Origin of the sequence: Absicoccus sp., from assembly GCF_034090965.1 — a bacterium.
Classification (GTDB): Bacteria; Bacillota_I; Bacilli_A; order Erysipelotrichales; family Erysipelotrichaceae; genus Absicoccus; species Absicoccus intestinalis.
Genome location: NZ_JAXDRQ010000047.1, coordinates 22,988 through 45,040, shown reverse-complemented (window position 1 = coordinate 45,040; position 22,053 = coordinate 22,988). Strand labels below are relative to the sequence as shown.

The following is a 22,053-nucleotide window of genomic DNA, read 5'->3' as shown; positions in this document are numbered from 1 at the left end:
CAAGCACTTAGGGGTATAGTTCAATGGTAGAACAGCGGTCTCCAAAACCGTTGATGTGGGTTCAACTCCTGCTACCCCTGCCATTTTATGGTCATCTTGTCCAGAAATGCTTTATGTAAAGTATTTCTGGTTTTTTTATACAATGTACTTCATCGTGTTGAATTGGACATATTTTATTATGGAAATGAATTCAAAAAAGAGCGGATGAATGCCGCCCTCAATCGATCTTTGAATAAAAATCGTCTTTTAAAAATTTGTTAAATACGTTTCTTTATGATAACGCCTCCCAAAGCAGCCAAAGCTGTCATCATTTCGCTCATAAATAGATTCATCTCAACACCAGTATCTACACTTCTCTGTTTCTGAGATATTTTCGAAACGGGCGGTTGCTCAGATGTAATCGTTGTTTCCACCTCATATTTTGGAACGGATACTTCTATTTCTGGCGGTGTTACAACACCCTTTTCAAAAGCCAATTTGATTTCTTCCGGTTGCATCGCAATCATGGAATCTTCACCAAAAATACCAGCTACTATGGATGAATTATTTCCCGATGTGGAATGACTTCCCACAAAGGATCGCTTTGCAGATTGATTCCAACTCCAACGAACACTATTTGAATCTAAGATATTCCCTGAAGATTGTGATACATCTCCACTACCCGCAGAATAACCAGCATTCGTATGTTTGACATTTTTTCCTGCTTCTATATTTTTTGCACTTTCCATACCACCTAGATTGGAAACTAACTGATCATTATCTATGTCATTAAAAGTAAAGGTTGCAACTTCACCAGTTGTTTCTACTTTAAAATCATAAGAACGCACAAAGTCTAAGATACGGCCCGATCCAGACCATCCTCCACTTGTATTTCCACCTTCTCCAGTATTACCACTGCTTCCTGTTCCCGAATAGGTTGCAAACACGCCCCAAGCAATGGCACCATTATTTTTGCCCCATATCGCAACATACGTTCCAGTATTGTTTGGTGCTTGAATATTACTAAACGTTAATTGAACATCGCCATTGGATGTATTGCGAACCATTACGGAACCACTGCCATTGATCTTGAAAATGTTATTGAATTCAGCATCTGTATTTTGATTCAAAGCATTGGATTGAATCGCATATCGCGCTGCATCTTTTAATGATCCACTCGCAAAATCAACAACATTTTCATTTCCTGTCATCTTTTGAGCGGTCTTGGCCACGACTGTTGTGTTATCTGTCCATTGAACTCCACTTTTCTTTGCGGATTCACCCGATTCATAGTCGGCTAATGCTTGACGATACGTCTCCAACTGTTGTCGTAAGCTTGCTGCCAATTTATCTTGATTTGCGATTGCTTGTGAAACAGCTGCTGAATAGGCCAATTGATTTTGATGAATGGCATCTCGCAAAGCCTGGCCGGTCAATCCTTCTAAACTTACATATTCCGGTGTATAGTCTTTGTCAGGTAGATTCAAAAGTACGATCTTCGCCTGTAGATTGTTTGCTTTACCTTTGTTTTCTTCAATCAACTTTAACGCATCATGACGTATCGTATCCATTTGTTCGGTTGACTCTTGTAAAGCTTTTTGATCAGCATGGATAATATCCATAGCTTCTTTTGCTTCCTTTACGCTAAGAGCTGCATCATTCAATTCCTTCAACATTTCGTTTGTCTTTTTTGTCGCATTTTGATCATTGATGGTTACCTTCTCTGTATCTTTTTGATGAATGATGACATCACTCTTTTTGGCAACTTCTACATCTTTGGCCAGTGTATCCTGCGCATCGTCTATCGTGGATACAGCCTGATCTTGGGTAACATGATCGACAGAGGCTGGAATCTTGGTATCTTGTTTTTCAGTTGTCTCTATCGTAGTATTGCTTTCTAGATCTAAATTTTCTTCTAATGGAACCGGTGCCTGATTAACTTCATCTGCATGTACCATGACATTGGTTCCTAGCCCAATTGCAGCAAAAGCACCAGCAATGGCCAGCATTCTTGTACAAGCTTCTACATTTGATTTTCGAATTTCCCAATTTTGTTGTGTATACATTTCTTTTTCTCTCTTTCTATCTTACTTTTCGCTTCTTTGAAAGTAAGTAGAGGTCCGCACCTTATTTCGTTTCATTTTCTTCCTCCTCTATATTCATTTACGTGAGCTTTTTTAAAAAGACAAAAAAAACCGTATAAGTATTTAACCCATACGGTAGAATCGTCCATTTTCTATATACAAATTCATGTCAGCCCGAAAAGAATGATGAGAAACCACTTCTATATTGTATTTATCACTCTTTTCATAAAATTTTATAGCTTCTGCTTTTCCCAATCCTCCTTGGATTTTTCTTTGAATCAATCTTTGCTTCAAAATATTGGCATCTTCTTGCAGTAACATGCTTGTATCACATAAGGAATATAATTTATTCCAAGGCTTTTGATCCAGCAACAAATAATTTCCCTCAATAATGATGATATCTTTGGTCACATGAATCTGGTCATTGATCACATCATGAACCTGACGATCATAAATTGGCCATAGTACGTCTTGTGTTTTCATTTGTTTAATTTTTTCAAACAAAGCATCGACATCAAAAGTTTCTGGTCCACCTTTAATGGATCGTAATAAAAGAGATTTTCCATTTCGTTTGGTCGTGTGTGTTTCTAAATAATGATTAGGATAATGAAAACCATCCATTCCTAAACCTTGGATATGACTTGATAAGTGTTCAAATAAGAACATTAAAGTGGATTTACCAGCTCCTGGAGGAGCTGCTAAAAAAACTATCGTTTTCCCTGATCTTGATTCTAAACTTTGAATCCAAGGTTTCCAAATTGTTTCAATATCGTTTTGATCATATTGAGCATGAACCGGTAATCCATTGACCATCCAATCAAACTGTATGATCGTCAATTTTGTTCCTCCATCATTGTGTTTTACTAAAAAATATCACAAATCGAATTTCCTTTCCATAAATAACCATCCATGATTTTTTCAAATTATTCGTGTCACAATGACCTTGTTTAGAAAAACATAATAAAAGGGCATATCAACAATAGATATACCCATGTACATTAATTAGAAGAAGTTTGAATAAATGGTTGAATAGCTTGTGCTAAGTTATGAATATTTCGCGTTTGGATCAAGACTTTGCCCTTGCCATGAAATTCATTGACCAAGCCTTCACCGGTAGTGAATCCAAACGCACCACTTGCAATACGAATTGCATATTCTAAAGAAGTATCCCAAGCTACGACATGTTCATTATCAATCGTTAGCGGACAATCGAAAGTGACATCTAAAACCAAAAGATCACCAAATGCATTGACCATGACATCGCCGTATCCTTCGGTTTCCATGATGAAAAATCCTCCAGTGCCACCTAATAAAGCCTTACCAACCGATTGTTTTTTCATCACATAGGAAACGCTATCATCACAACAAAGAAAAGCACCTGTATTTAAACAATATTGATGGTTCTGATCAACTGTTAAACATTGTATTTTTCCAGGCGTCGAAGGTGCAACGCCAATACAAGCATCATCGCTTAGTCCTTTCGCGTGTGTCATAAATAAACTTTCGCCACTGGTCAAGCTACGTCCCATGGCGCTGATCAAACCGCCAACACCCTTCTTTTTGGAATTCATCTTACCACTTAATTCAACATTTGAAAGATAGGCCATGGCCCCTCGTTCAATTTTTATTACCTCATCTCGATCCAAATGGATATGAACCAACGGACAATCCGAATCACCTTGAATTTGATATTTCATATTTTCCTCCACTGCCTGTCTTCTAAATTATTATATCATGTAAATGCTTTCATCCGCATTCTTCTTTTTCTTTTTTATAGAAGCGATTATAATATAAAAACAGGAGGATATTTAATGAATCTAAATATAATACAAAAACAAGTCGAACAAGCTGTTAAAGAAGTTTGTGATGCCGCTCATTTACACGAAGGGCAACTTTTTGTCGTTGGTTGTTCTTCTTCTGAAGTATTAGGTGAAATGATTGGCACACACACAAGTGTGGATGTAGCAAAAGTGGTTTATGAAGGAATCATTCAGGTATTAGAGCCAAGAAAAATCGATCTGGCCGTTCAATGTTGTGAACATTTAAATCGTGCGCTTGTTGTTGATCAAGCCGTCATGAAAAAATATAATTTAGAACAAGTCAATGCAATTCCTCAACCCAATCATGCTGGTGGTGCTTTAGGGACTGTTGCATATAAAGAAATGAAAGAGGCTGTTGTTGTCGAAGACATTCATGCCCAAGCCGATGCAGGAATCGATATTGGTAGTACCCTCATTGGTATGCACATTCATCCGGTTGTCGTTCCTTTACGAATTTCCATAGATACCATTGGACAAGCTCGTCTGACTTGTGCACGACGTCGGCCTAAATATGTTGGTGGTGCGCGGGCCATCTATGATGAAAGATTAATGTAGAAAATTTTCGCATCTAAACAAAAAATTCACTTTGTATTGATAAGCTATCAATCGAGGTGATTTTTTTATGCCAAATTTTATTTACTATGATTATATGACCAGCCGTGTTTGTCTTGTTAAAGAAGATCAAACGACCTATGAAACAGACAAAAATATCAAAAAATATCTGGATCGTATTTGTTTGGAAAATGGCTCCACCCTGAAAGGGCGAATCGAGGCTTATAAATACAATATGTCTCGTTTTCGTCGTGTTCCGATCCTTGTCAGTCCGCATTTACTGTATTTCCCCGTTTCTACGGTCGAACATATGGAAGATACATATGTCAATATGTATGCCATTTCCCATATTGAATATCAAGAAAAAAAGTGTACGATCCACTTTTTAGATCATACACAATTACAATGTAAGAATCCCAAACAAATCGAGAAAACCTACTTCTATTCACAACAATATGCTTTACATTTTTAGCATCCGCCACAATCTGAACAATGCGAATCTTTCATGGATTTCTCATAGCGCAATGTATTCAAGGCAAATGCCTCAATTTGTACTAATGCATCTTCTTGAAGATGGTCCACGCCAATGATCGTACAAGCTGGATAAGGTGCCTCAAAAAATTGTTTATAAACTTGCAAGAAAACCTCACGATCTTCTAAATGTTTCAAGTAAATGGTTGTCTTTACAATGTGGCGCATTTCCAAATGCATCAAAGATAGTTGTCCATCCAGTTTTTCACAAGCGGTTCGTGCTTGCTGCTCAATTGTCTGTCCTTGGCCAGTTTGTCCACTCACAAAAACAAAGTCGCCCAAGCTCACGATATTTGAAATACATTCATCTTGTATATTTTTTCCATGTAGAAATACATTCATAAGAAATCCTCCACGATCATTATACGGATTCTGATTCATCTTCCAAAGTATTATGCACTAAAATCTTTCGTGGCTTGCTTCCATTTGCTGGACCAATGATTCCTTCTTTTTCTAAAGAATCCATCAATCGGGCAGCACGGGAGTATCCCACTGAAAAGCGTCGTTGAATCAACGATGTACTTGCTCGATTGGATTGGATCACAAATTTTTTTACATCTTCGTACATAGGATCCGATGAAACAGCTTGTACTTGTCCTCCTTGTGAAGCAAGATCTTTGAGCTGAATAAAGGCATCATCATATTGAGGACGTCCTTGTGATTTTACGTATTCAGCAATACGATTCACTTCTTCATCCGTAATAAAGACACCTTGTATTCGATGACAGGTTGTTTCTCCATTAGGTTTATATAACATGTCGCCATAGCCTAACAATCGTTCCGCTCCGACTTGATCAATAATGGTTCGAGAATCGACAGCTTGTGACACTGCAAACGCAATACGACTTGGAATATTTGCTTTGATGACTCCCGTAATAACATCTACACTAGGTCTTTGCGTGGCTACCACCAAATGAATACCCGCAGCACGAGCCAATTGCGTAATTCGTTGAATACTTGCTTCCACTTCTTTCGCCGCTACTAACATTAAATCCGCCAACTCATCAATGATCACCACGATACTTGGCATCGGTTGCAAGTGTTCTTCCGGATGAGCGGCTACCATTTTATTATAAGCAGCAATATTTCGAACTCCTGTTTGTCCAAATACATCGTAACGATGATCCATCATATTCACGATTACTTTTAATGCTTTATTGGCCATGTCCCCGTCTGTGATCACCGGCGCTAATAAGTGAGGAACATCTTGATAAGGGGTGAATTCAACTTTTTTTGGATCAATCAAAACCAATTTTACTTCATCGGGACGAGTTCGCATCAACAATGAACAAATAATAGAATTTACACAAACCGATTTACCGGATCCGGTAGCGCCAGCAATCAATAAATGAGGCATACGGTTTAATTGTCCATAGACATTGGTTCCCATCAAATCTTTTCCCAAACAAAACAATAATTTTTTATCTGCATATTTTGTTGGGATCCCACGCATCAAATCCTTCATTTGTACACTGGTCTTCTCTACATTCGGGATTTCAATACCCACTGCATTTTTTCCTGGAATAGGAGCTTCTACGCGAATATCTGTAGCTGCTAATCCCATTTTAATATCATATTGTAGATTTGAGATCTTATTCACACGTACCCCTAGTTCGGGTTTGATTTCAAACTTGGTCACACTTGGACCAATATGGATCTGTACCAATTCAGCACCAACACCAAATTCATTCAAGATTTCAATCAATTTTTTTCCTTGTTCTTTTGCAGTCGATGCATTGATATTATTTTTGGATTTCTTTTCGATGGGATTCAGAACATTTAGAGAAGGAAGTTTATAGTCTTTATATAGATCTTCGCCAAATTGAAAGGTTGTCCTTGGTTGTTCAACGGGTTGTGTTTCGATCATAGGTTTGACATCGGCTGAATCGATAGGTTCAGGAATGGATACTGATTTTGATACTTCTTTTTTTGAATCCGCATCAATAAACAGGGATTCGGGTTCATCTTCATCCATCTCTTCATCATTCCATGTCTGGTCAATAATTGGCTTTCTTTTCTTTTTTGGTTTCTTCTCTTTTTTTGGTTCATTCACAAGGTTAGCGAGAGAATCATAGCTAAACAATAAAATGCTCATCAATAAAAACAAGATTGCAAATATATAAGAACCAACAACATCAAACATCGAACCTAATAGACCAAACAACAGCGTACCAATCAATCCACCTTGCGTCATAACTTCTCCAGCTAGAATAGAAATGAAATGGCCAAATATAAATTGAAGGCCAAACCAATCGTTGCGACCCAATTCGGCAAACTCTTGAATGGACACAAATAAGAGGCCAGCCATCAAGAATAAACCAGTTGCGATCCAGTATCTTGGCTTGATTCGTTCAAAAGAAAAACGAATGAGTTGCAATAAACAAACAGCGATAAGAAGAATCAAAACGGGTATGGTAAAAATACCCACAAAAAGAGCAACCAAATGGTATAGGAATGCACCAACGATACCCACTTGGATCGTCGCCAAAATGGCCATGGTCGCAATGAAAAGTAGAAGACACATTCGAAGTGCATTCGATTGTGTCTTCTTTGTTGATTGATTCTTTTTCGTGGTCTTTTTTCTTGTTCTTTTTTTTCGTTTGGCATTGGCCATCGAATCACCACCTTTATTTTTTACTATTGATCTCCATGATGACAGGAAGGATCATAGGACGTTTCTTTGTTTGCTTTAAGAGATATTTTGTCACTTTATCACGAATATGATTTCGGGTTTCCATATTATCATATTTTTTCTTTTCAACATCCGATGCAATGGTATCTTCCATGATTTTTGCGACATCTTTTGTGATATATTCGGCATCTCGTAAATAGATCAAACCACGGGTCTGTACATCTGGACCGTTGATGATCTTTTTGGTTTTCGCATCAATACCAACAGCTAAGATGATCACACCATCGGTGGATAAAATTTCTCGATCTTTTAATACGACACCGGCCATATCCCAATCTTTATTCCCATCAATTGGTGTTTCTTGCAGTTCCATTTCCATCCGACAAGAAACCAATCGACCATTTTCAAATTGAGCAACCTGACCATTATCTAAAATTAAGATATTGTTTGGATTATATCCCATATCCATCGCAAGTTGTGCATTAGCATACAATAAACGATATTGCCCTTTGACTGGAATATAGTATTTTGGTCGCAATAAAAACAACATCATCTTAAGATCTTCGATTGAAGGATGCATAGAGACCATGTGACTGGTCAACACTTCCATTTCACCGCCTTCTTTATAAAGATCATTCTCCATGGAGCTAAAGACTCGTTCTGCACCAGGCACGATGGGACTGGCGATACAGAGAATATCATCTTCATGAAATTCAAAAGGTTTCACTTCATTGTTGACAATATTATTGATGGTTCGAAATAGGATGGGACCTTGTTGAGCAATAATAACGACAATATCTTTTAGATCATTCGTGAAATGTTTTTTATCAATGATCAATTCTTCTGGCACTTCATAACCAATAGCCTTTAAATTTTGCATCATTTCTTGTTGCTCTTCTGTAAAGAACATCATCTTGCGTCGATATTTGATACAAGTCTGGATCACTTCTTGCATCCGATAAATACTTTGTAGGTAAACACTCACAAATACACGACGATGGTCATTTTGCTCCAATATTTGTGAAAAATAAGGCGTCAATCGATGATTTGGTGATGTATGACCCGGACGATCTGCACCTTTACTTTCTTGAAGGAGCACAAATACACCTTCTGTTCCTAATTTAGACAAAGCAGACAAACTTCCACGATAATTATTGCTGAGATCATCGTAATCTTCAATAAATTCACCTGAATAAACGATATATCCCTGTTCAGTTAGAATGGCAACACCAAAAGTACCTGGATAGGCATGTGTGATAGGGAAAAAGACGACTTTTCTTCCGCCAATTTTACGCGTATCATGGCGTTTGACCGTATGAATATGCGAGCCCTTCACTTTCATCTGGCGATTCTTTTTTTGAATTTGTCGAGCAGCTAAAGGACAAGTATAGACATGTGAAGGAACTTCAGCCAACAAATATGGTAAAGCACTGACCACATCATCGTGCCCATGAGTGATAAATACACCAACCACTCGATCTTTGTGTTCCACTAAATAGGAAATATCTTGAATCACAAATTCGATTCCTAATGATTCTTTTGGATCCGGAAATTTGATGCCAGCTTCAATGACATAGATATCGCCATCAATTTCAACACACATCATATTTTTTCCATCTTCATCTTGTCCACCAAGCATGAAGATCCGAATCGTTTCTTTCTTTGCATTTGGCTTATGAGTAGGCATAAACCCTCCTTACTTACTTATTTGTTTTTATTATAGCACAATGCTTTTCCATCCATAGAGAAGGTTTTTGCTCTTTCAATATAAACATCCACAAAATCACCAGCTTTGATGTTTTCACCCGTAAAATTGATGATCTTATTTTCCGGTGAATAACCTGTAAAAGTAGAAGGATCTTTTTTACTTGGACCATCCACTAATACTTGTACAACTTTTCCTTCATATTGTTTATTTTTTTCTAATGCATATTTATTCCATGTCTGATTCAAGATAGCCAATCGTTTGGATTTCACTTCAGATGGGACGGTATCCTCCATTTTCGCAGCTGGTGTTCCTTCTCTTGGTGAGTAAATAAAGGTAAAACAATTATCAAATTTACAATAATTGACCATGTCTAATGTATGTTGAAATTGCTCATCTGTTTCATTGGGGAACCCAACAATAATGTCTGTGCTAATGGCTACACCAGGGATACGATCTTGAATTTTATCAAATAACGTCTTATAGGATTCAGCTGTATAGCGTCGTCCCATCTTCTTCAATACATCCGAATCACCGGATTGCATCGGTAAATGGACAAAAGGCATAATGTTGTCATATTTTGCAATCACATCAATCATAGCATCGGAAAAATCCCAAGGATGACTGGTCATAAAACGAATACGGGGAATTTCGGTTTCGGCTACTTTTGCAAGCAAAGTCGCAAAATCATAATTGGTAGCCAAGTCTTTTCCATAGGCATTGACATTTTGTCCCAACAATGTAATTTCCTTATATCCATCTTTCTTCAGTTCATTGACTTCTTTTAGAATTTCTTCCATTGTCCGTGAGCGTTCTTTTCCCCGTGTGTAAGGGACAATACAATACGTACAGAACTTATCACATCCATACATGATATTGACCCATGCCTTGTCATTCCCAAAACGATGAACAGGTAAATTTTCATATACCTCTCCTTCTTTGGAATAGACCTGGATCAGGCGCTCATGCTGATAAATCACTTTATAAAGCATATTTGGCAAATCCTGGATGTTGTGGGTTCCAAACATCAACCGAACTTGTGGATATTTATCAATGATGGTATGGACTAGTTTTTCTTCTTGTGCCATGCATCCACAAACGCCAATCACAAGATCTTTATTTTCTCGATATACACGTTTTAAATTACCAATTTCACCAAGAACTTTTTCTTCGGCATTTTGACGTACGGCACACGTATTGATCAATACAACATCGGCTTGTTCTGGCTTTTCACTTGGCTCAAAATTCATCGCATCCAGAATACCAGCTAATGTTTCACTATCACGTTGATTCGCTTGGCAACCAAAGGTAGAAATATAATACTTTTTCCCTTTGCCGATATATCGTACATAGTCTTCTAATTCAAAATGATTAATATAAGGTACAGCGTTTTTTGTTCGTTTTTGTGCTGCTTTTAAATCGGGTAAGATCCAATCTGATTTAATTTTCATATGTCTTTCCTTTCTTGCAAAAAAAAGAAGGAGTCAAGCTTTGTGGCCTGACTCCTAATGGATACGAGAATTCTTATTGAGTAATTGCGCTAACTGGGCAAGTTCCTACACAAGAACCACAATCGATGCAAGTACCTGCATCACATTGAGATTTTCCTTCATCATCCATTGAAAGTGCTCCAACTGGGCATCCTCCCACGCAAGCACCACAACCGATGCAAGTATCCTTATCAATAGTTACAGCCATAATTATGTCCTCCTTTAAAATTTCCTCTAGAAACAGTATAGAACAAATAGAAAAGGATTCAAGTTAAAACGGTAATATGCAACTAATTAAATTAGTTAATTTTATTTAGCGATTTCTTGTGCGCGAACTTCACGAATAATATTTACTTTGATCTGTCCTGGATATGTCAATTCATCTTCAATCTGATCCTTGATATCACGTGCTAATTTAATACATGTCAAATCATCGACATCTTCTGGATTGACCATAACACGAATTTCTCGACCCGCTTGGATCGCATACGCCGCCTTCACACCTTCATGTTCTTTTGCGATTTTTTCTAGATTCTCTAAACGTTCAATATAGGCTTGCGCACTTTCTTTTCGTGCTCCTGGACGAGCGGCACTGATGGTATCCGCAGCAATGACCAAATGACTGGTTAAATATTTAGGTTCCACATCCCCATGATGTGATTGAATCGCATTCAATACAATATCTTTTTCACCATGCTTCTTACAGAACTTATATCCCAATTCCACATGTGATCCATCATGCTCTTCCACATTCAATGCTTTACCAATATCATGAAGCAAACCAGCCCGTTTCGCAATGTGTTGATTTAAGCCTAATTCAGCTGCCATGCTGCCAGCTAAATAAGCAACTTCCATAGAATGCTGTAAAGCATTTTGACCATAAGAATATCGATATTTCAACACACCCAACTGCTTTACAATTTCGCGATCAATACGACCAATTCCAAGCTTATAAACCGCTTCTTCTCCAGCTTTTAAAATTTCCTGATCCACTTCTTTTTGATATTTTTTTACAACATCTTCAATTCGTCCAGGCTGGATCCGACCATCTCGAATCAAATGTTCTAAGGCTAGACGTGCAATTTCACGGCGAACTGGATTAAAACATGTAATGGTGATCACATCTGGGGTATCATCAATATTCAATTCGACACCGGTCATTTTTTCAAATGCACGAATATTTCGACCTTCACGACCAATGATACGGCCTTTCATTTCTTCGCTAGGAATGGAAACAACACTGACCGTACGCTCCTGCGTTTCGTTTTGTGACATACGTTCGATAGCTAAAGCAATAATTTCCTGGGCTTTTCGATTCGCCGTTTCTTTTGCTTCATCTTCCTTATCCTTGATGTACGCAATGGTTTCGTGCTGCATCTTCTTTTCAACTTTTGCGAACAATTCCTTCTTGGCATCTTGACTAGACATTTTAGCCACGCCCTCTAGGACATCAATTTGTTTATCAATTTGTTCTTGTAATGTTTTCTCTTTTTGATCTAGTGATGACAGTTTATCAGTTACTTTCTGCATCTTGTCATTAACCTGGCGTTCTTTTTGCGACAACGCTTCATCACGGAAATTCAAACTGTCTTCTCGACGAATCAATTTGTTCTCAAAATCCGTGTTTTCTTGTTTTCGCTCTTTGATTTCCTTTTCAGCTTCCACACGCAAATCATGTGCTTGCGTTTTTCCATCTAAAACCGCCTGTTTAATACGAGATTGTGCCTCATTTTCGGCATCTTTTAAGATTCTTTCGGCATTTTGCTGATTCTTATTCAAACCTGCTTTGGAATAAATCACCATCGCGATAATTCCAATCACAAGTCCTGCTATCCCAGATAAAGAGATAATAGCTATATTACTCATACTATTCCTCCTTGAATCTAAGCCAAACATAATTATACACATTTTTTAAACAAGTTACAATGTCTATTCTTTGTCCATGTAACCGTTATCATATCTTTGACATCCATTGTTTTGAAAACTATAATAAACGTATGAAATCGCTACAACGATATGAACAAGTAAAAGATTATGTCTATACAAAATATACAAAAATTTATAACGAGCCATTACGTCAAGAAGCTTTGACCCATACCGCGCAAGTGGATACATGCATAACTTTATTGGCCATGTCTCGTAATCAAGATATTGAAATCGCCAAGATCATTGCTTTGTTTCATGACTTTGCTCAATTCACCCAGAATTGTTCCCATGAGGAACATGCTCGTTTGAGTAGCATTTTGGCCAATCGATATCTGACCGAAACCGGAATGTTCAAAACAAATGAAATTGATGATATTTGTTATGCCATTGCCCAACACAGCCATAAAGAACAATATGATTCACCTTATTGTGAATTGATCAAAGATGCAGATATCTTAGCTCGTTTTTTTACGGATCCCACAATGGAACTGAATCACAATCGCAAACAACGATTATTAGATGCTTGTGACGATATCCATAGCTAAAATGGCTGATAATGCAATGTTAAATTTTCACTTAATTTTCCCTGGAGATCTTGCAGGGCTTTTTTAAACGCTTTCGTATCATAAACGATCCAATCTATATAAGCATAGCTTTTACCGATAGCTCCACCGATGACTTTGGCAACCCCAATTTTTGTCATTTGTTCATCCAATTGTTTAGATAAATTTTGGCGTAATAATGCATCTTCCTTCGAATGAAATGGATTTAAATAATAAATATATCCAAATTCACCATCTTTCGCTTTCAAATCTGCCACCACATCGTGTTGCTGCGAAATGGATTCTTCAATCAGTAAAGGATGTGTCGTGAAAATATATTTCATATCCTTTCGTAAGGAATCATCAGCAATTTCTTTGATGGGTTGATACACGGAATAAATATCGGTCGGATGTTCATAGGTAGGCCAGTTTTCTTTTTTTACGATTTGATCAATTTTTTCATAAAAATCAATCAAGTTACAAAAATCTCTTTGATCATCTGGTGCATCAATAAAATCTACTTTGGAAAGATAGGCTTCATATATATTCTGACCAATCGCCAATTCCACAAGGTACATGCTCATTTCTTTTTTTCGTTCCGTATTATCAATTAATGAATAACTCGGATTATACACATCACAAGCAATCATTTTATTTTTAGGATCGATTGTATAAAAGACAAAAAAATCATTTAAATAATATTCTTGATCTTTGATCTTGACTTGTGCTTCTATCGCTTTTTGCGACATGGGCGGCAATACATCATTACATATCCATTTTGAACGAATATCTTGTGGAGCTTGTTCTACACAATATCTAGTGAGATATTGACTCGTTTTATTGGGTCCGGGATCAAATACTAATTCTAGATATTCACTACTATCTTCTACAAAAAAATGAGCACCAAATTTCTCCATAGCTTCATCATCTAATTCTTCAATGATGTGACGTAATTGTGGATATTCTTTTGCTTGTAAACTTTGAATGATCGGATCTTCTACTTTTTTAAAATGTTGCCAAAAGGATCGTACATTACTTGTAACCGTCATCGTAATTCCTCAATCTTTCTTTTTAATATTTGTGCTAATAATATATGGCCTTCTTCATTCATATGGATACCATCATAGGCTCCAGCCATCAGATGCGGTGTTTCTACATAGAAAATACCATATTCCTTTGCCACCTTTTTGAGATGAGTACCTGCTTGTTCCATCATCTGATAGCCTTCTTTGCCAAAACAAATATCTTTTTCATGATCTTTTATATAATCCGGATGCATACGAGCAGGCTGAACAAGCAGGATCTTTGGCATCGCATAGCCACATTCTAGTAGACGAGGTTGAAAAACCTTATTCAAAAGGGTTCGCATTCCTTTTTCTATGGAATATTCATTGGTAGAATAAATACGTTTCGCATCATTGATTCCCAGATTGATCACTAACAGATCGATGGGCATATGCGTCTTGATCACAGAACGAATACTTTTCGCTCCATTTCGCCCTGGCTCGAATGGATCATCTAGGGCAATGGTCCGTCCATTGAGTCCACTTTCGATGATCGTATCATTCGGTAACATGTGTTGAAGGATTTGTCCATATCGATTCTCATATCGAGAAACATGGATCGCATCATATCCCCATGTATTGCTGTCACCATATAATAAAATGCGCATTTTACCTCCTTAAAAAAGTCCATCCCAAAGATGGACTTTGATTATCCAATCGAATTGGACATATCTAACTTTAACAATTGATTCAATTCAACTGCATATTCCATTGGCAATTCACGCGTAAATGGTTCCAAGAATCCCATTACGATCATTTCTGTTGCTTGTTGTTCCGTCAATCCACGTGACATCAAGTAGAAAAGTTGTTCTTCATCTACGTTGGAAACAGTTGCTTCATGCTCTATTTGCGAAGTTTCGTTCTGCAAAATATTTAATGGAACCGTATCACTTCTTGACTGATCATCTAGGATCAATGTATCACATTCTACTTTACATTTGGAATAGGCCGCCTTCTTGTTCATTCGCACCCAACCGCGGAAATTGACTTCACCGCCATTACGAGCCACCGATTTTGAGATCATCGTACCTTTCGTATGCGGAGCCAAATGGATCATCTTGCTACCGGTATCTTGCTTTTGTCCCTGAGAACCCACTGCGATAGAAATAGCGGTTCCCTTCGCATAAGGTTCAGCCAAAATTGTACAAGGATATTTCATATTGATATGGGAACCAATATTTCCATCCACCCATTCCATATGGCCATTTTCAGATACGATGGCTCGTTGTGTAACTAAATTCAAAATGTTGCTTGACCAATTCTGAACGGTTGAATAACGGCAATGCGCATTCTTTTTTACAAAGATCTCGACAACAGCTGCATGCAAAGAATCTTTGGAATAGACAGGTGCTGTACAACCTTCTACATAATTGATATCCGCCCCTTCATCTACAATGATCAGCGTTCTTTCAAATTGGCCCATTTGCATCGTGTTGATTCGGAAATAAGACTGTAACGGTTTTTCAAGATGCACTCCAGGTGGTACATAGATAAATACGCCACCAGACCAAACCGCGGTATTTAATGCCGCATACTTATTATCCGTATAAGGGACAACTTTACCAAAATATTCCTTCACAAGATCAGGACATGTTTTTACGGCTGTATCGGTATCCAAGAAAATAACCCCATTTTCTTGCACTTCTTCTAGCATGTTATGATACACAACTTCGCTTTCATATTGCGTAGAAACACCAGCCAAATATTTTTGTTCCGCTTCTGGAATACCTAATTTATTAAACGTATTTCGAATCGTTTCTGGCACTTCATCCCAATTGTGTTCTTCTTTATCACTTGGTTTAATATAATAAATATAATCATCAAAATTGATATGACTTAGATCCGGTCCCCAATTTGGATTTTCTTGTTCAACAAACGAATGATACGCCTTTAAACGAATATCTAACATCCATTCTGGTTCCTTCTTCGCTTTTGAAATCGTGCGAACGACTTCTTCACTTAAACCTTTACCGGTATTAAAGACGCTAACGTCTTTATCATGAAAGCCATATTCATAATCGGTTGATAATTTAAACTCTTTTTCGTCTGCCATTACTTCTCCTCACTTTCCGTGATGATATCACGCAATGCCTTCCAACCAATTGTGGCACAATTAATTCGATTGGCTTGCTTACCAACATTTTTAAACGCAATGGCTTCTTCCATCATATCGCTATCATATGGTCGATCATCGATCATCGCAAAATAATTGTCGATGATTTCTTTAGCTTGATCAATGGTTTTACCTTTGACAAGTTCTGTCATGATCGATGTAGATGCTGTAGAAATTGTACAAGCAACACCATCGAAGCGGACATCTTTGATCACGTTGTTTTCGATATCTGCTTGTACAGTAATATCATCAATACAAGATTCACTATCCATATGTTTTGATAGATATTTTCCATCATTGGTTAGTTCATGATTACGTGGATACTCATAATGATCCATGATGATCTCACGCATTAAAGTCGGATCGATTTCCATGTTCTGTCCTCCTTAAAAGAAAATATTGATACATTTTTCTAAGGTAGCTTCTTTCAAACCTTCAACCAATGCATCCACTTCTTCGATCGTATTGTAGAAATAGAAACTCGCTCGTACTGTTCCGAAAGCATTGATCACTTCTGGTAATAGCTTTGCACAATGCGTACCTGAGCGCACAGCTATACCACGTGTATTTAAAAAACTTGCCACATCTTGAGCTGGTATCATCTTGCCATGATCATATACATTAAAAGTGACAATCCCCGTTTGTGCATGGGCATTGTAGATCTTTACACGATCACAATCCGCTAATTTTTCCAAAAAATGTTTCTTTAACGCAACTTCATGTGCATGAATATCATCAAATCCAATACCTGAAACATACTTCATAGCCGCCGCCATTCCAATGGCTCCTTCAATGGGTTGAGTCCCACTTTCAAATTTCAATGGTGATTTCTTTAAAGTCACCGTTCCATCTTTATAGAAACGAGCATTGGATTCGCCACCATAAAATACAGGTTCCAACACATCAAAATATTTTTTCTTGCCATACATGATGCCTATACCGGTTGGACCACATAATTTATGTGCCGATAAGACAAAGAAATCTACATCCAGATCTTGCACATCGATTCGCATATGAGGTGCGCTCTGTGCCCCATCCACAATTATGATCGTGCCATTTTCATGACACAATCTTGTCATTTCTTTAATAGGTGCTTCAAAGCCCAACACATTGGAAATTTGGGCAACACAAACAACTTTAATATTCGGCTTCAAAGCCTTTTTAAAATTATCAATAGTAATCTTGCCTTCATTATCCAAAGGAATATATTCTATATCTAAATCTTTCTTGGCCTTGAACCAAGGCAAGACACTTGAGGCATGTTCAGCTTGATCGGTCAATACACCATCGCCGTCTTTTAGAACTTGATCAACCAACATCAAGGCAATTTCATTCAGCCCTTCACTGGAACCCGATGTAAAAGCTACTTCTTCACGATATTTCGCATTGATAAACTTTTTTGCAGTATCACGAGCACCTTCAAAAGCTGCATCAACTTGGGCACTCATCTCATAATCACCACGATGAGCATTGGCCCCTAAATACGTATAATAATGTACAACAGCATCAATGACGGGCTGAGGCTTTAATGTGGTAGCGCTATTATCCAGATAAATCATTGGGTGATTTGACATCTCTCTTTGAAGAATCGGAAAATCTTTACGAATTTTATTGATTTCCATAAAGTCCCACCTTGCTTTCCATCTCTTGTTGGAGCTGTTGTTTCAGATCTTTATCTTCAATTAAATCTAAGACGGGCAAAAAATAACCAACACTTAACAAACCAATAGATTGTTTTTTGGTTAAGCCCCGCGATCCTAAATAATACATTTGGTCTTCATCCGGTTGACCAACCGTTAAGGCGTGACTTGCTTTCACATCATTTTCATCAATCAATAATAATGGAATACATTTTGTTGTATGATCTTTTCCCAACGTTAAAACCCGAGTAGCTTGATGAGATTGTGCTTTTGTACATCCTTTTAAGATATTGCCATTGGCCACCATTTCATAATGTCCATGTTCCAACAAAACCGCAAAATTTTTGATTTCTCCCGTCGTATAGGGTGCATCATGACGCACTTCCATATCACAAATCTTTGCTTGATTGGACATACACAATTGCCCTGATAAAATTTCGTATCGCGCACCCGGTTCAACTAGATCAACGAAATGATGCCAATCAACAGGTGCATCTTCCATATCCAAAAATCCCATCTGACAAACGGCATCTTGATACATGTTGACTTTGATATTTAAATCGAAAGCTGATCGTGCTTGATTATAAATAAAAACTTTTATGTTTGCACTTGCTTGAACGTTCATTTGGAGTGCATACGCACGTGCATCGGAAGCGATAGTTACAAGCAATGTTCCCTTACTATGTGGTTGAACAGAAACAATATGTTCTTGGTTCTGATGAATGGAGATCGTTTCATAAAAGCTATCTTTTAATACGGTTTCCATATTTTACACCCCTTGCTTAACGGCACATGCACCTAGGGATACTGGTTGTTTCTTTTCTTCTTTCCTTGCTTGAACACCCACTTTTTCTTCAATCCACTCATATCCTTCTTTATCGACTTTTTCAACCAATGTGGCATCACCACTGGCCACGATTTGACCATCAATCAAGATATGAGCATGTGTAGGTTGTAGATATTCTAAAAATCTTGCATAGTGAGAAACAATGATCAAACCAGAATCACATTCATCTTGTGATTTCATGACCGCATCGGCAACAATTCGCAATGCGTCGACATCCAAACCGGAATCAATTTCATCCAACATCGCAATCGTTGGTTTCAACATTGTCATTTGAACAATTTCATTTCGTTTCTTTTCACCACCAGAGAAACCATCATTCACAAATCGATGAGCTAGATCTGGTTTCATTTGAAGCGTGTTAATTGCACCTTCCATTTGTTTGATAAATTGGAATAAACCAATTGGTTTTTCGCGCCGTGCATTGATGGCACTACGCAGAAAATCAGAATTTGTCACCCCTGAGATTTCTGGTGGATATTGCATGCCTAAGAACAATCCTGCTTTACTCCTTTGATCAACAGGCATCGATAAAATATCCTTTCCATCTAAGGTAATTGTTCCTTGAGTAACTGTATATTTAGGGTTTCCCATGATGGCAGCCAACAATGTACTTTTTCCATTTCCATTGGGCCCCATTAACGCATGGCGTTCACCACTTTGAATGGTAAGATCTAATCCTTTTAAAATTTCTTTTTCTTCAACGGATACATGAAGATCATGAATTGCTAATTCTGCCATTATTCTTTCCTCTTTTCACTGGCTTATCATACCAAAGTTCCCTATAAATCTCAATTATTACGCACATTGCAATTTAAACCTATTTCCCGTATAATTGAAAAGACTTTCAAGGAGGTTATGACATATGGGTCAATTTCTTAGAGACAATTGGTTTGTCGTTGTCATTGCCATTGTGATCATTGGTTTTGTTTCCTATTTTATCTATGACAGCAATAAATATAATGTTTCATCGATGAAAGACGGTAATTCTGATGTCGTCATGAGCGTAACAGGTGGCAATGTAACAGCAGATGAAATATATTCGGATCTTTCCAAAGATGATGGGGAACTTCTCTATAATTTATATAAGAATGCAGTGGTTTCTCAAACCGTGAAAGAGACCGACTCTATTAAAAATGATGCAAAAACATTGCAAGACAATATTGTCAGCTATGCCAAACAGCAAGATTCAAATAATTATGAACAAGTCATTGAACAAGAATTATATGCATATGGATATTCTAGTTATGATGATTTAAATAAATACTGTTTAGAAAGCGTAAAAGAAGCAAAGATGAATGAAGACTATGTCAATGACCATTTTGCAAGCTTATCTAAGGCTGTTGTCGCAAAAAATCCACGTACCATCTCTATCATTACCATGTCGGTATCGGATGCAAGCAACTTAACATCGGATGAACAAAAGAAAAAAGATAATATTGATAGTGCTTTGCAAAAACAAAGCTTTGCGAAAACCGCAACGGCTTACTCAGAAGATACAACGGCTAGCGATAAAGGAGTTTATGGCTATATCGATGAAGACGATAAAGACAGCAGTAGTAGCAGTTCTTTAGATTCTAGTGTCATTGAAGCGGCTTTAAAATTAAAAAAGGGGGAAACATCCGATTGGATCACAGTTACAGATAGTGATGCAGGAACAACAACTTTATATAAGGTTCATGTCAATGAAACGGATGTCAATACGATCCATAAAAGCAAGAATACAACGATAAAACGTCAATTATTGAATGCCATTTTAAATAACAATACTGGATTATCCACAAAAATTGTTCAAACCAATGCAAAAAAATTAAAAATCACGATCAAAGATAAAAATACGAAGAAGAAACTAAATGCTTATATCAATGAGCAATTGAAAGGAGATGCTTCCAATGAATAAAAAGCGTATCCTATCCTTAAGTTTATGTGCATTGATGCTTACTGGATGTTCTGGTCATAATACTTCGGTTTCCAATGGTGATTCCACACTTATGACAGTTGGCGATACATCCTATACAAAAAATGATGTCTACACGTTATTAAAAAATACGAGTGGTACATCGGATGGTATCACTCATATTCAAAGTATTATTTATAATAAAGAAGTGGGTAAAACCAAAGCGATGAAAGAAGAAGCAGAAAAACAATATGAAGAATATAAATCAGCTTCCGATAGTTTTGAAAGCCAAATAAAAGCACAAGGATATACAAAAAAGACTTACATCAACAAAGTACTATTGCCTACGATTCAAGCAGACAAGCTATTGGATAAATATTTCCAAGACAATAAAAAAGCCATTAAGAAAAAATATAAACCTTCCATGGCCATCATCATTGAATGCGATAGTGAAAAGAAAGCAAAACAAGCTTTAGCCGAATTAAAAAAAGGGACAACTCAAAAAGATGTTATCTCTAAATATCAAAGTTCGGATTCGAACTTTTCGGATAGTGCTACCTTGATCACAACAAAAACAAGTGGTGTGCCCACTCGATTAGTGAAGACCTTGTACAATCAATCAAATACGGGTCTTGTTGATGAAGTATTTACAAGTGACGATGATAGTTCCAATACAGCTTATGTAGCCATCTTACAAACAAATTCATATGACAAACTTGTTTCAAAATTAAAAGACAGTTTGTCATCGGATTCTGATCTAAGTTCGGCATGTATGCAATATTATTTAAAGAAATACAATTTCGAAGTACATGATCAAGACATATTCGATTATCTACGTTCAAATAATCCGGAATATCTAGTGAATCATCCAGAACTTGCGAAAAGCAGTAATAGTTCGTCCAATTCGTAAATGAGCACATCTGACATGAAAAGTCAGATGTGTTTTTTATGGTTGTTTACTTACCATTATTTTTTTGTTGTTCTTCAAGCACATATCGATAATTGAATTCCTCTGTATCTTGCAATCCAATGAAATATAGAGTTTGGATATCTTCATCGTTAAAAAGATAGAAATGCGTTGAATCCAAAACACCTTCCGGCCATAGAACTGCCGCATAATCATAGATTTTTTCTGTACCCACTTGATTTTGTAAACGGCCAACGATCATCAAACGTTTTTTCCCTTGTTTTAAGGTAATAACAGTTCCCAAAGGCAATAACTCTTTCATCCAAA

Annotated in this window: 22 protein-coding genes and 1 tRNA gene; 6 read left to right on the top strand and 17 right to left on the bottom strand. The window is 37.2% G+C overall.

The genetic code is table 11. The features are described 5' to 3' along the window. Positions 1–9 precede the first annotated feature (9 nt). A tRNA-Trp gene (locus SOS22_RS06900) sits at positions 10–83 on the top strand. A 174-nt stretch (positions 84–257) separates the two neighbouring features. On the opposite strand, the gene SOS22_RS06895 is transcribed toward SOS22_RS06900, so the two are convergent. From SOS22_RS06895 to SOS22_RS06885, 3 genes are all read right to left on the bottom strand, one after another. Beyond that, complete coding sequence (locus SOS22_RS06895) at positions 258–2,045, bottom strand: hypothetical protein (protein WP_320596753.1); 1,788 nt, start codon at positions 2,043–2,045, stop codon at positions 258–260. A gap of 141 nt (positions 2,046–2,186) precedes the next feature. Continuing rightward, positions 2,187–2,900, bottom strand: coding sequence for a nucleoside/nucleotide kinase family protein (locus tag SOS22_RS06890; protein ID WP_320596752.1), 714 nt, complete (start codon positions 2,898–2,900; stop codon positions 2,187–2,189). Between the two features lie 161 nt (positions 2,901–3,061). Further along, positions 3,062–3,760, bottom strand: a complete 699-nt coding sequence (locus tag SOS22_RS06885) for a TIGR00266 family protein (RefSeq protein WP_320596751.1) — start codon at positions 3,758–3,760, stop codon at positions 3,062–3,064. Between the two features lie 114 nt (positions 3,761–3,874). On the opposite strand from SOS22_RS06885, the gene SOS22_RS06880 reads away from it, so the two are divergent. After that, positions 3,875–4,438, top strand: coding sequence for a TIGR01440 family protein (locus SOS22_RS06880; RefSeq protein WP_320596750.1), 564 nt, complete (start codon positions 3,875–3,877; stop codon positions 4,436–4,438). A 67-nt stretch (positions 4,439–4,505) separates the two neighbouring features. After that, positions 4,506–4,907, top strand: coding sequence for a competence protein ComK (locus SOS22_RS06875; protein ID WP_320326446.1), 402 nt, complete (start codon positions 4,506–4,508; stop codon positions 4,905–4,907). On the opposite strand, the gene SOS22_RS06870 is transcribed toward SOS22_RS06875, so the two are convergent. The 6 genes from SOS22_RS06870 to rny form a co-directional block, all read right to left on the bottom strand. After that, positions 4,904–5,308, bottom strand: a complete 405-nt coding sequence (locus tag SOS22_RS06870) for a RidA family protein (protein WP_320326447.1) — start codon at positions 5,306–5,308, stop codon at positions 4,904–4,906. The genes SOS22_RS06875 and SOS22_RS06870 overlap by 4 nt on opposite strands. A 19-nt stretch (positions 5,309–5,327) precedes the next feature. Beyond that, the gene (locus SOS22_RS06865) at positions 5,328–7,580 is read right to left on the bottom strand and encodes an FtsK/SpoIIIE family DNA translocase (RefSeq protein WP_320596749.1); all 2,253 of its coding nucleotides are present in this window, start codon (positions 7,578–7,580) and stop codon (positions 5,328–5,330) included. A 13-nt stretch (positions 7,581–7,593) separates the two neighbouring features. After that, entirely contained in the window at positions 7,594–9,285 is a 1,692-nt protein-coding gene (locus SOS22_RS06860) for a ribonuclease J (protein WP_320326449.1), read from the bottom strand. Between the two features lie 17 nt (positions 9,286–9,302). Beyond that, entirely contained in the window at positions 9,303–10,754 is a 1,452-nt protein-coding gene (gene miaB, locus SOS22_RS06855) for a tRNA (N6-isopentenyl adenosine(37)-C2)-methylthiotransferase MiaB (RefSeq protein ID WP_320326450.1), read from the bottom strand. Positions 10,755–10,827: 73 nt separating this feature from the next. Further along, positions 10,828–11,001, bottom strand: a complete 174-nt coding sequence (locus tag SOS22_RS06850; protein ID WP_128519966.1) for a 4Fe-4S binding protein — start codon at positions 10,999–11,001, stop codon at positions 10,828–10,830. A gap of 101 nt (positions 11,002–11,102) precedes the next feature. Further along, positions 11,103–12,659, bottom strand: a complete 1,557-nt coding sequence (rny, locus tag SOS22_RS06845; RefSeq protein ID WP_320326451.1) for a ribonuclease Y — start codon at positions 12,657–12,659, stop codon at positions 11,103–11,105. Positions 12,660–12,790: 131 nt separating this feature from the next. On the opposite strand from rny, the gene SOS22_RS06840 reads away from it, so the two are divergent. After that, the gene (locus SOS22_RS06840; RefSeq protein WP_320596748.1) at positions 12,791–13,264 is read left to right on the top strand and encodes an HD domain-containing protein; all 474 of its coding nucleotides are present in this window, start codon (positions 12,791–12,793) and stop codon (positions 13,262–13,264) included. Here SOS22_RS06840 and SOS22_RS06835 read toward each other — a convergent pair. Genes SOS22_RS06835 through sufC form a run of 7 tightly spaced genes read right to left on the bottom strand, consistent with a single transcriptional unit; the run spans position 13,261 to position 19,663 of the window. Continuing rightward, entirely contained in the window at positions 13,261–14,310 is a 1,050-nt protein-coding gene (locus SOS22_RS06835; RefSeq protein WP_320596747.1) for a hypothetical protein, read from the bottom strand. The genes SOS22_RS06840 and SOS22_RS06835 overlap by 4 nt on opposite strands. Then, entirely contained in the window at positions 14,307–14,933 is a 627-nt protein-coding gene (locus tag SOS22_RS06830; RefSeq protein WP_320326454.1) for a GDSL-type esterase/lipase family protein, read from the bottom strand. The genes SOS22_RS06835 and SOS22_RS06830 overlap by 4 nt, the downstream gene beginning before the upstream one ends. Positions 14,934–14,974: 41 nt before the next feature. Continuing rightward, positions 14,975–16,378 carry a Fe-S cluster assembly protein SufB gene (sufB, locus tag SOS22_RS06825; protein ID WP_320326455.1) on the bottom strand — a complete coding sequence of 468 codons (1,404 nt, stop codon included), beginning with the start codon at positions 16,376–16,378 and terminating at the stop codon, positions 14,975–14,977. Further along, the gene (gene sufU / locus SOS22_RS06820; protein WP_320326456.1) at positions 16,378–16,812 is read right to left on the bottom strand and encodes a Fe-S cluster assembly sulfur transfer protein SufU; all 435 of its coding nucleotides are present in this window, start codon (positions 16,810–16,812) and stop codon (positions 16,378–16,380) included. Before sufU ends, sufB begins: the two co-directional genes overlap by 1 nt. A gap of 12 nt (positions 16,813–16,824) precedes the next feature. Then, positions 16,825–18,060, bottom strand: a complete 1,236-nt coding sequence (locus tag SOS22_RS06815; protein WP_320596746.1) for an aminotransferase class V-fold PLP-dependent enzyme — start codon at positions 18,058–18,060, stop codon at positions 16,825–16,827. Further along, positions 18,047–18,844: a SufD family Fe-S cluster assembly protein gene (locus SOS22_RS06810; RefSeq protein WP_320596745.1), complete on the bottom strand. Its 798-nt coding sequence runs from the start codon at positions 18,842–18,844 to the stop codon at positions 18,047–18,049. The genes SOS22_RS06815 and SOS22_RS06810 overlap by 14 nt, the downstream gene beginning before the upstream one ends. 3 nt (positions 18,845–18,847) lie before the next feature. Further along, positions 18,848–19,663 (bottom strand): Fe-S cluster assembly ATPase SufC, encoded by an 816-nt coding sequence (gene sufC / locus SOS22_RS06805; RefSeq protein WP_320326459.1) that lies wholly within the window; start codon positions 19,661–19,663, stop codon positions 18,848–18,850. A 124-nt stretch (positions 19,664–19,787) separates the two neighbouring features. Here sufC and SOS22_RS06800 point away from each other — a divergent pair, with 124 nt between their 5' ends. Further along, complete coding sequence (locus tag SOS22_RS06800; RefSeq protein WP_320326460.1) at positions 19,788–20,822, top strand: peptidylprolyl isomerase; 1,035 nt, start codon at positions 19,788–19,790, stop codon at positions 20,820–20,822. After that, the gene (locus SOS22_RS06795) at positions 20,815–21,729 is read left to right on the top strand and encodes a hypothetical protein (protein WP_320596744.1); all 915 of its coding nucleotides are present in this window, start codon (positions 20,815–20,817) and stop codon (positions 21,727–21,729) included. Before SOS22_RS06800 ends, SOS22_RS06795 begins: the two co-directional genes overlap by 8 nt. Positions 21,730–21,775: 46 nt before the next feature. Here the strand turns inward: SOS22_RS06795 and SOS22_RS06790 are convergent, their stop codons facing one another. Further along, a complete protein-coding gene (locus SOS22_RS06790) occupies positions 21,776–22,048 on the bottom strand; it encodes a DUF4176 domain-containing protein (protein ID WP_320326462.1) in 273 nt (90 codons plus the stop codon). Between the last annotated feature and the right edge of the window lie 5 nt (positions 22,049–22,053).

Excerpts from the sequence above, each read along its gene's own strand:
- SOS22_RS06895 (WP_320596753.1), bottom strand. The coding sequence starts at position 2,045 with ATGTATACACAACAAAATTGGGAAATTCGAAAATCAAATGTAGAAGCT.
- SOS22_RS06885 (WP_320596751.1), bottom strand. The coding sequence starts at position 3,760 with ATGAAATATCAAATTCAAGGTGATTCGGATTGTCCGTTGGTTCATATC.
- SOS22_RS06880 (WP_320596750.1), top strand. The coding sequence starts at position 3,875 with ATGAATCTAAATATAATACAAAAACAAGTCGAACAAGCTGTTAAAGAA.
- SOS22_RS06875 (WP_320326446.1), top strand. The coding sequence starts at position 4,506 with ATGCCAAATTTTATTTACTATGATTATATGACCAGCCGTGTTTGTCTT.
- SOS22_RS06870 (WP_320326447.1), bottom strand. The coding sequence starts at position 5,308 with ATGAATGTATTTCTACATGGAAAAAATATACAAGATGAATGTATTTCA.
- SOS22_RS06865 (WP_320596749.1), bottom strand. The coding sequence starts at position 7,580 with ATGGCCAATGCCAAACGAAAAAAAAGAACAAGAAAAAAGACCACGAAA.
- SOS22_RS06860 (WP_320326449.1), bottom strand. The coding sequence starts at position 9,285 with ATGCCTACTCATAAGCCAAATGCAAAGAAAGAAACGATTCGGATCTTC.
- miaB (WP_320326450.1), bottom strand. The coding sequence starts at position 10,754 with ATGAAAATTAAATCAGATTGGATCTTACCCGATTTAAAAGCAGCACAA.
- SOS22_RS06850 (WP_128519966.1), bottom strand. The coding sequence starts at position 11,001 with ATGGCTGTAACTATTGATAAGGATACTTGCATCGGTTGTGGTGCTTGC.
- rny (WP_320326451.1), bottom strand. The coding sequence starts at position 12,659 with ATGAGTAATATAGCTATTATCTCTTTATCTGGGATAGCAGGACTTGTG.
- SOS22_RS06840 (WP_320596748.1), top strand. The coding sequence starts at position 12,791 with ATGAAATCGCTACAACGATATGAACAAGTAAAAGATTATGTCTATACA.
- SOS22_RS06835 (WP_320596747.1), bottom strand. The coding sequence starts at position 14,310 with ATGACGGTTACAAGTAATGTACGATCCTTTTGGCAACATTTTAAAAAA.
- SOS22_RS06830 (WP_320326454.1), bottom strand. The coding sequence starts at position 14,933 with ATGCGCATTTTATTATATGGTGACAGCAATACATGGGGATATGATGCG.
- sufB (WP_320326455.1), bottom strand. The coding sequence starts at position 16,378 with ATGGCAGACGAAAAAGAGTTTAAATTATCAACCGATTATGAATATGGC.
- sufU (WP_320326456.1), bottom strand. The coding sequence starts at position 16,812 with ATGGAAATCGATCCGACTTTAATGCGTGAGATCATCATGGATCATTAT.
- SOS22_RS06815 (WP_320596746.1), bottom strand. The coding sequence starts at position 18,060 with ATGGAAATCAATAAAATTCGTAAAGATTTTCCGATTCTTCAAAGAGAG.
- SOS22_RS06810 (WP_320596745.1), bottom strand. The coding sequence starts at position 18,844 with ATGGAAACCGTATTAAAAGATAGCTTTTATGAAACGATCTCCATTCAT.
- sufC (WP_320326459.1), bottom strand. The coding sequence starts at position 19,663 with ATGGCAGAATTAGCAATTCATGATCTTCATGTATCCGTTGAAGAAAAA.
- SOS22_RS06800 (WP_320326460.1), top strand. The coding sequence starts at position 19,788 with ATGGGTCAATTTCTTAGAGACAATTGGTTTGTCGTTGTCATTGCCATT.
- SOS22_RS06795 (WP_320596744.1), top strand. The coding sequence starts at position 20,815 with ATGAATAAAAAGCGTATCCTATCCTTAAGTTTATGTGCATTGATGCTT.
- SOS22_RS06790 (WP_320326462.1), bottom strand. The coding sequence starts at position 22,048 with ATGAAAGAGTTATTGCCTTTGGGAACTGTTATTACCTTAAAACAAGGG.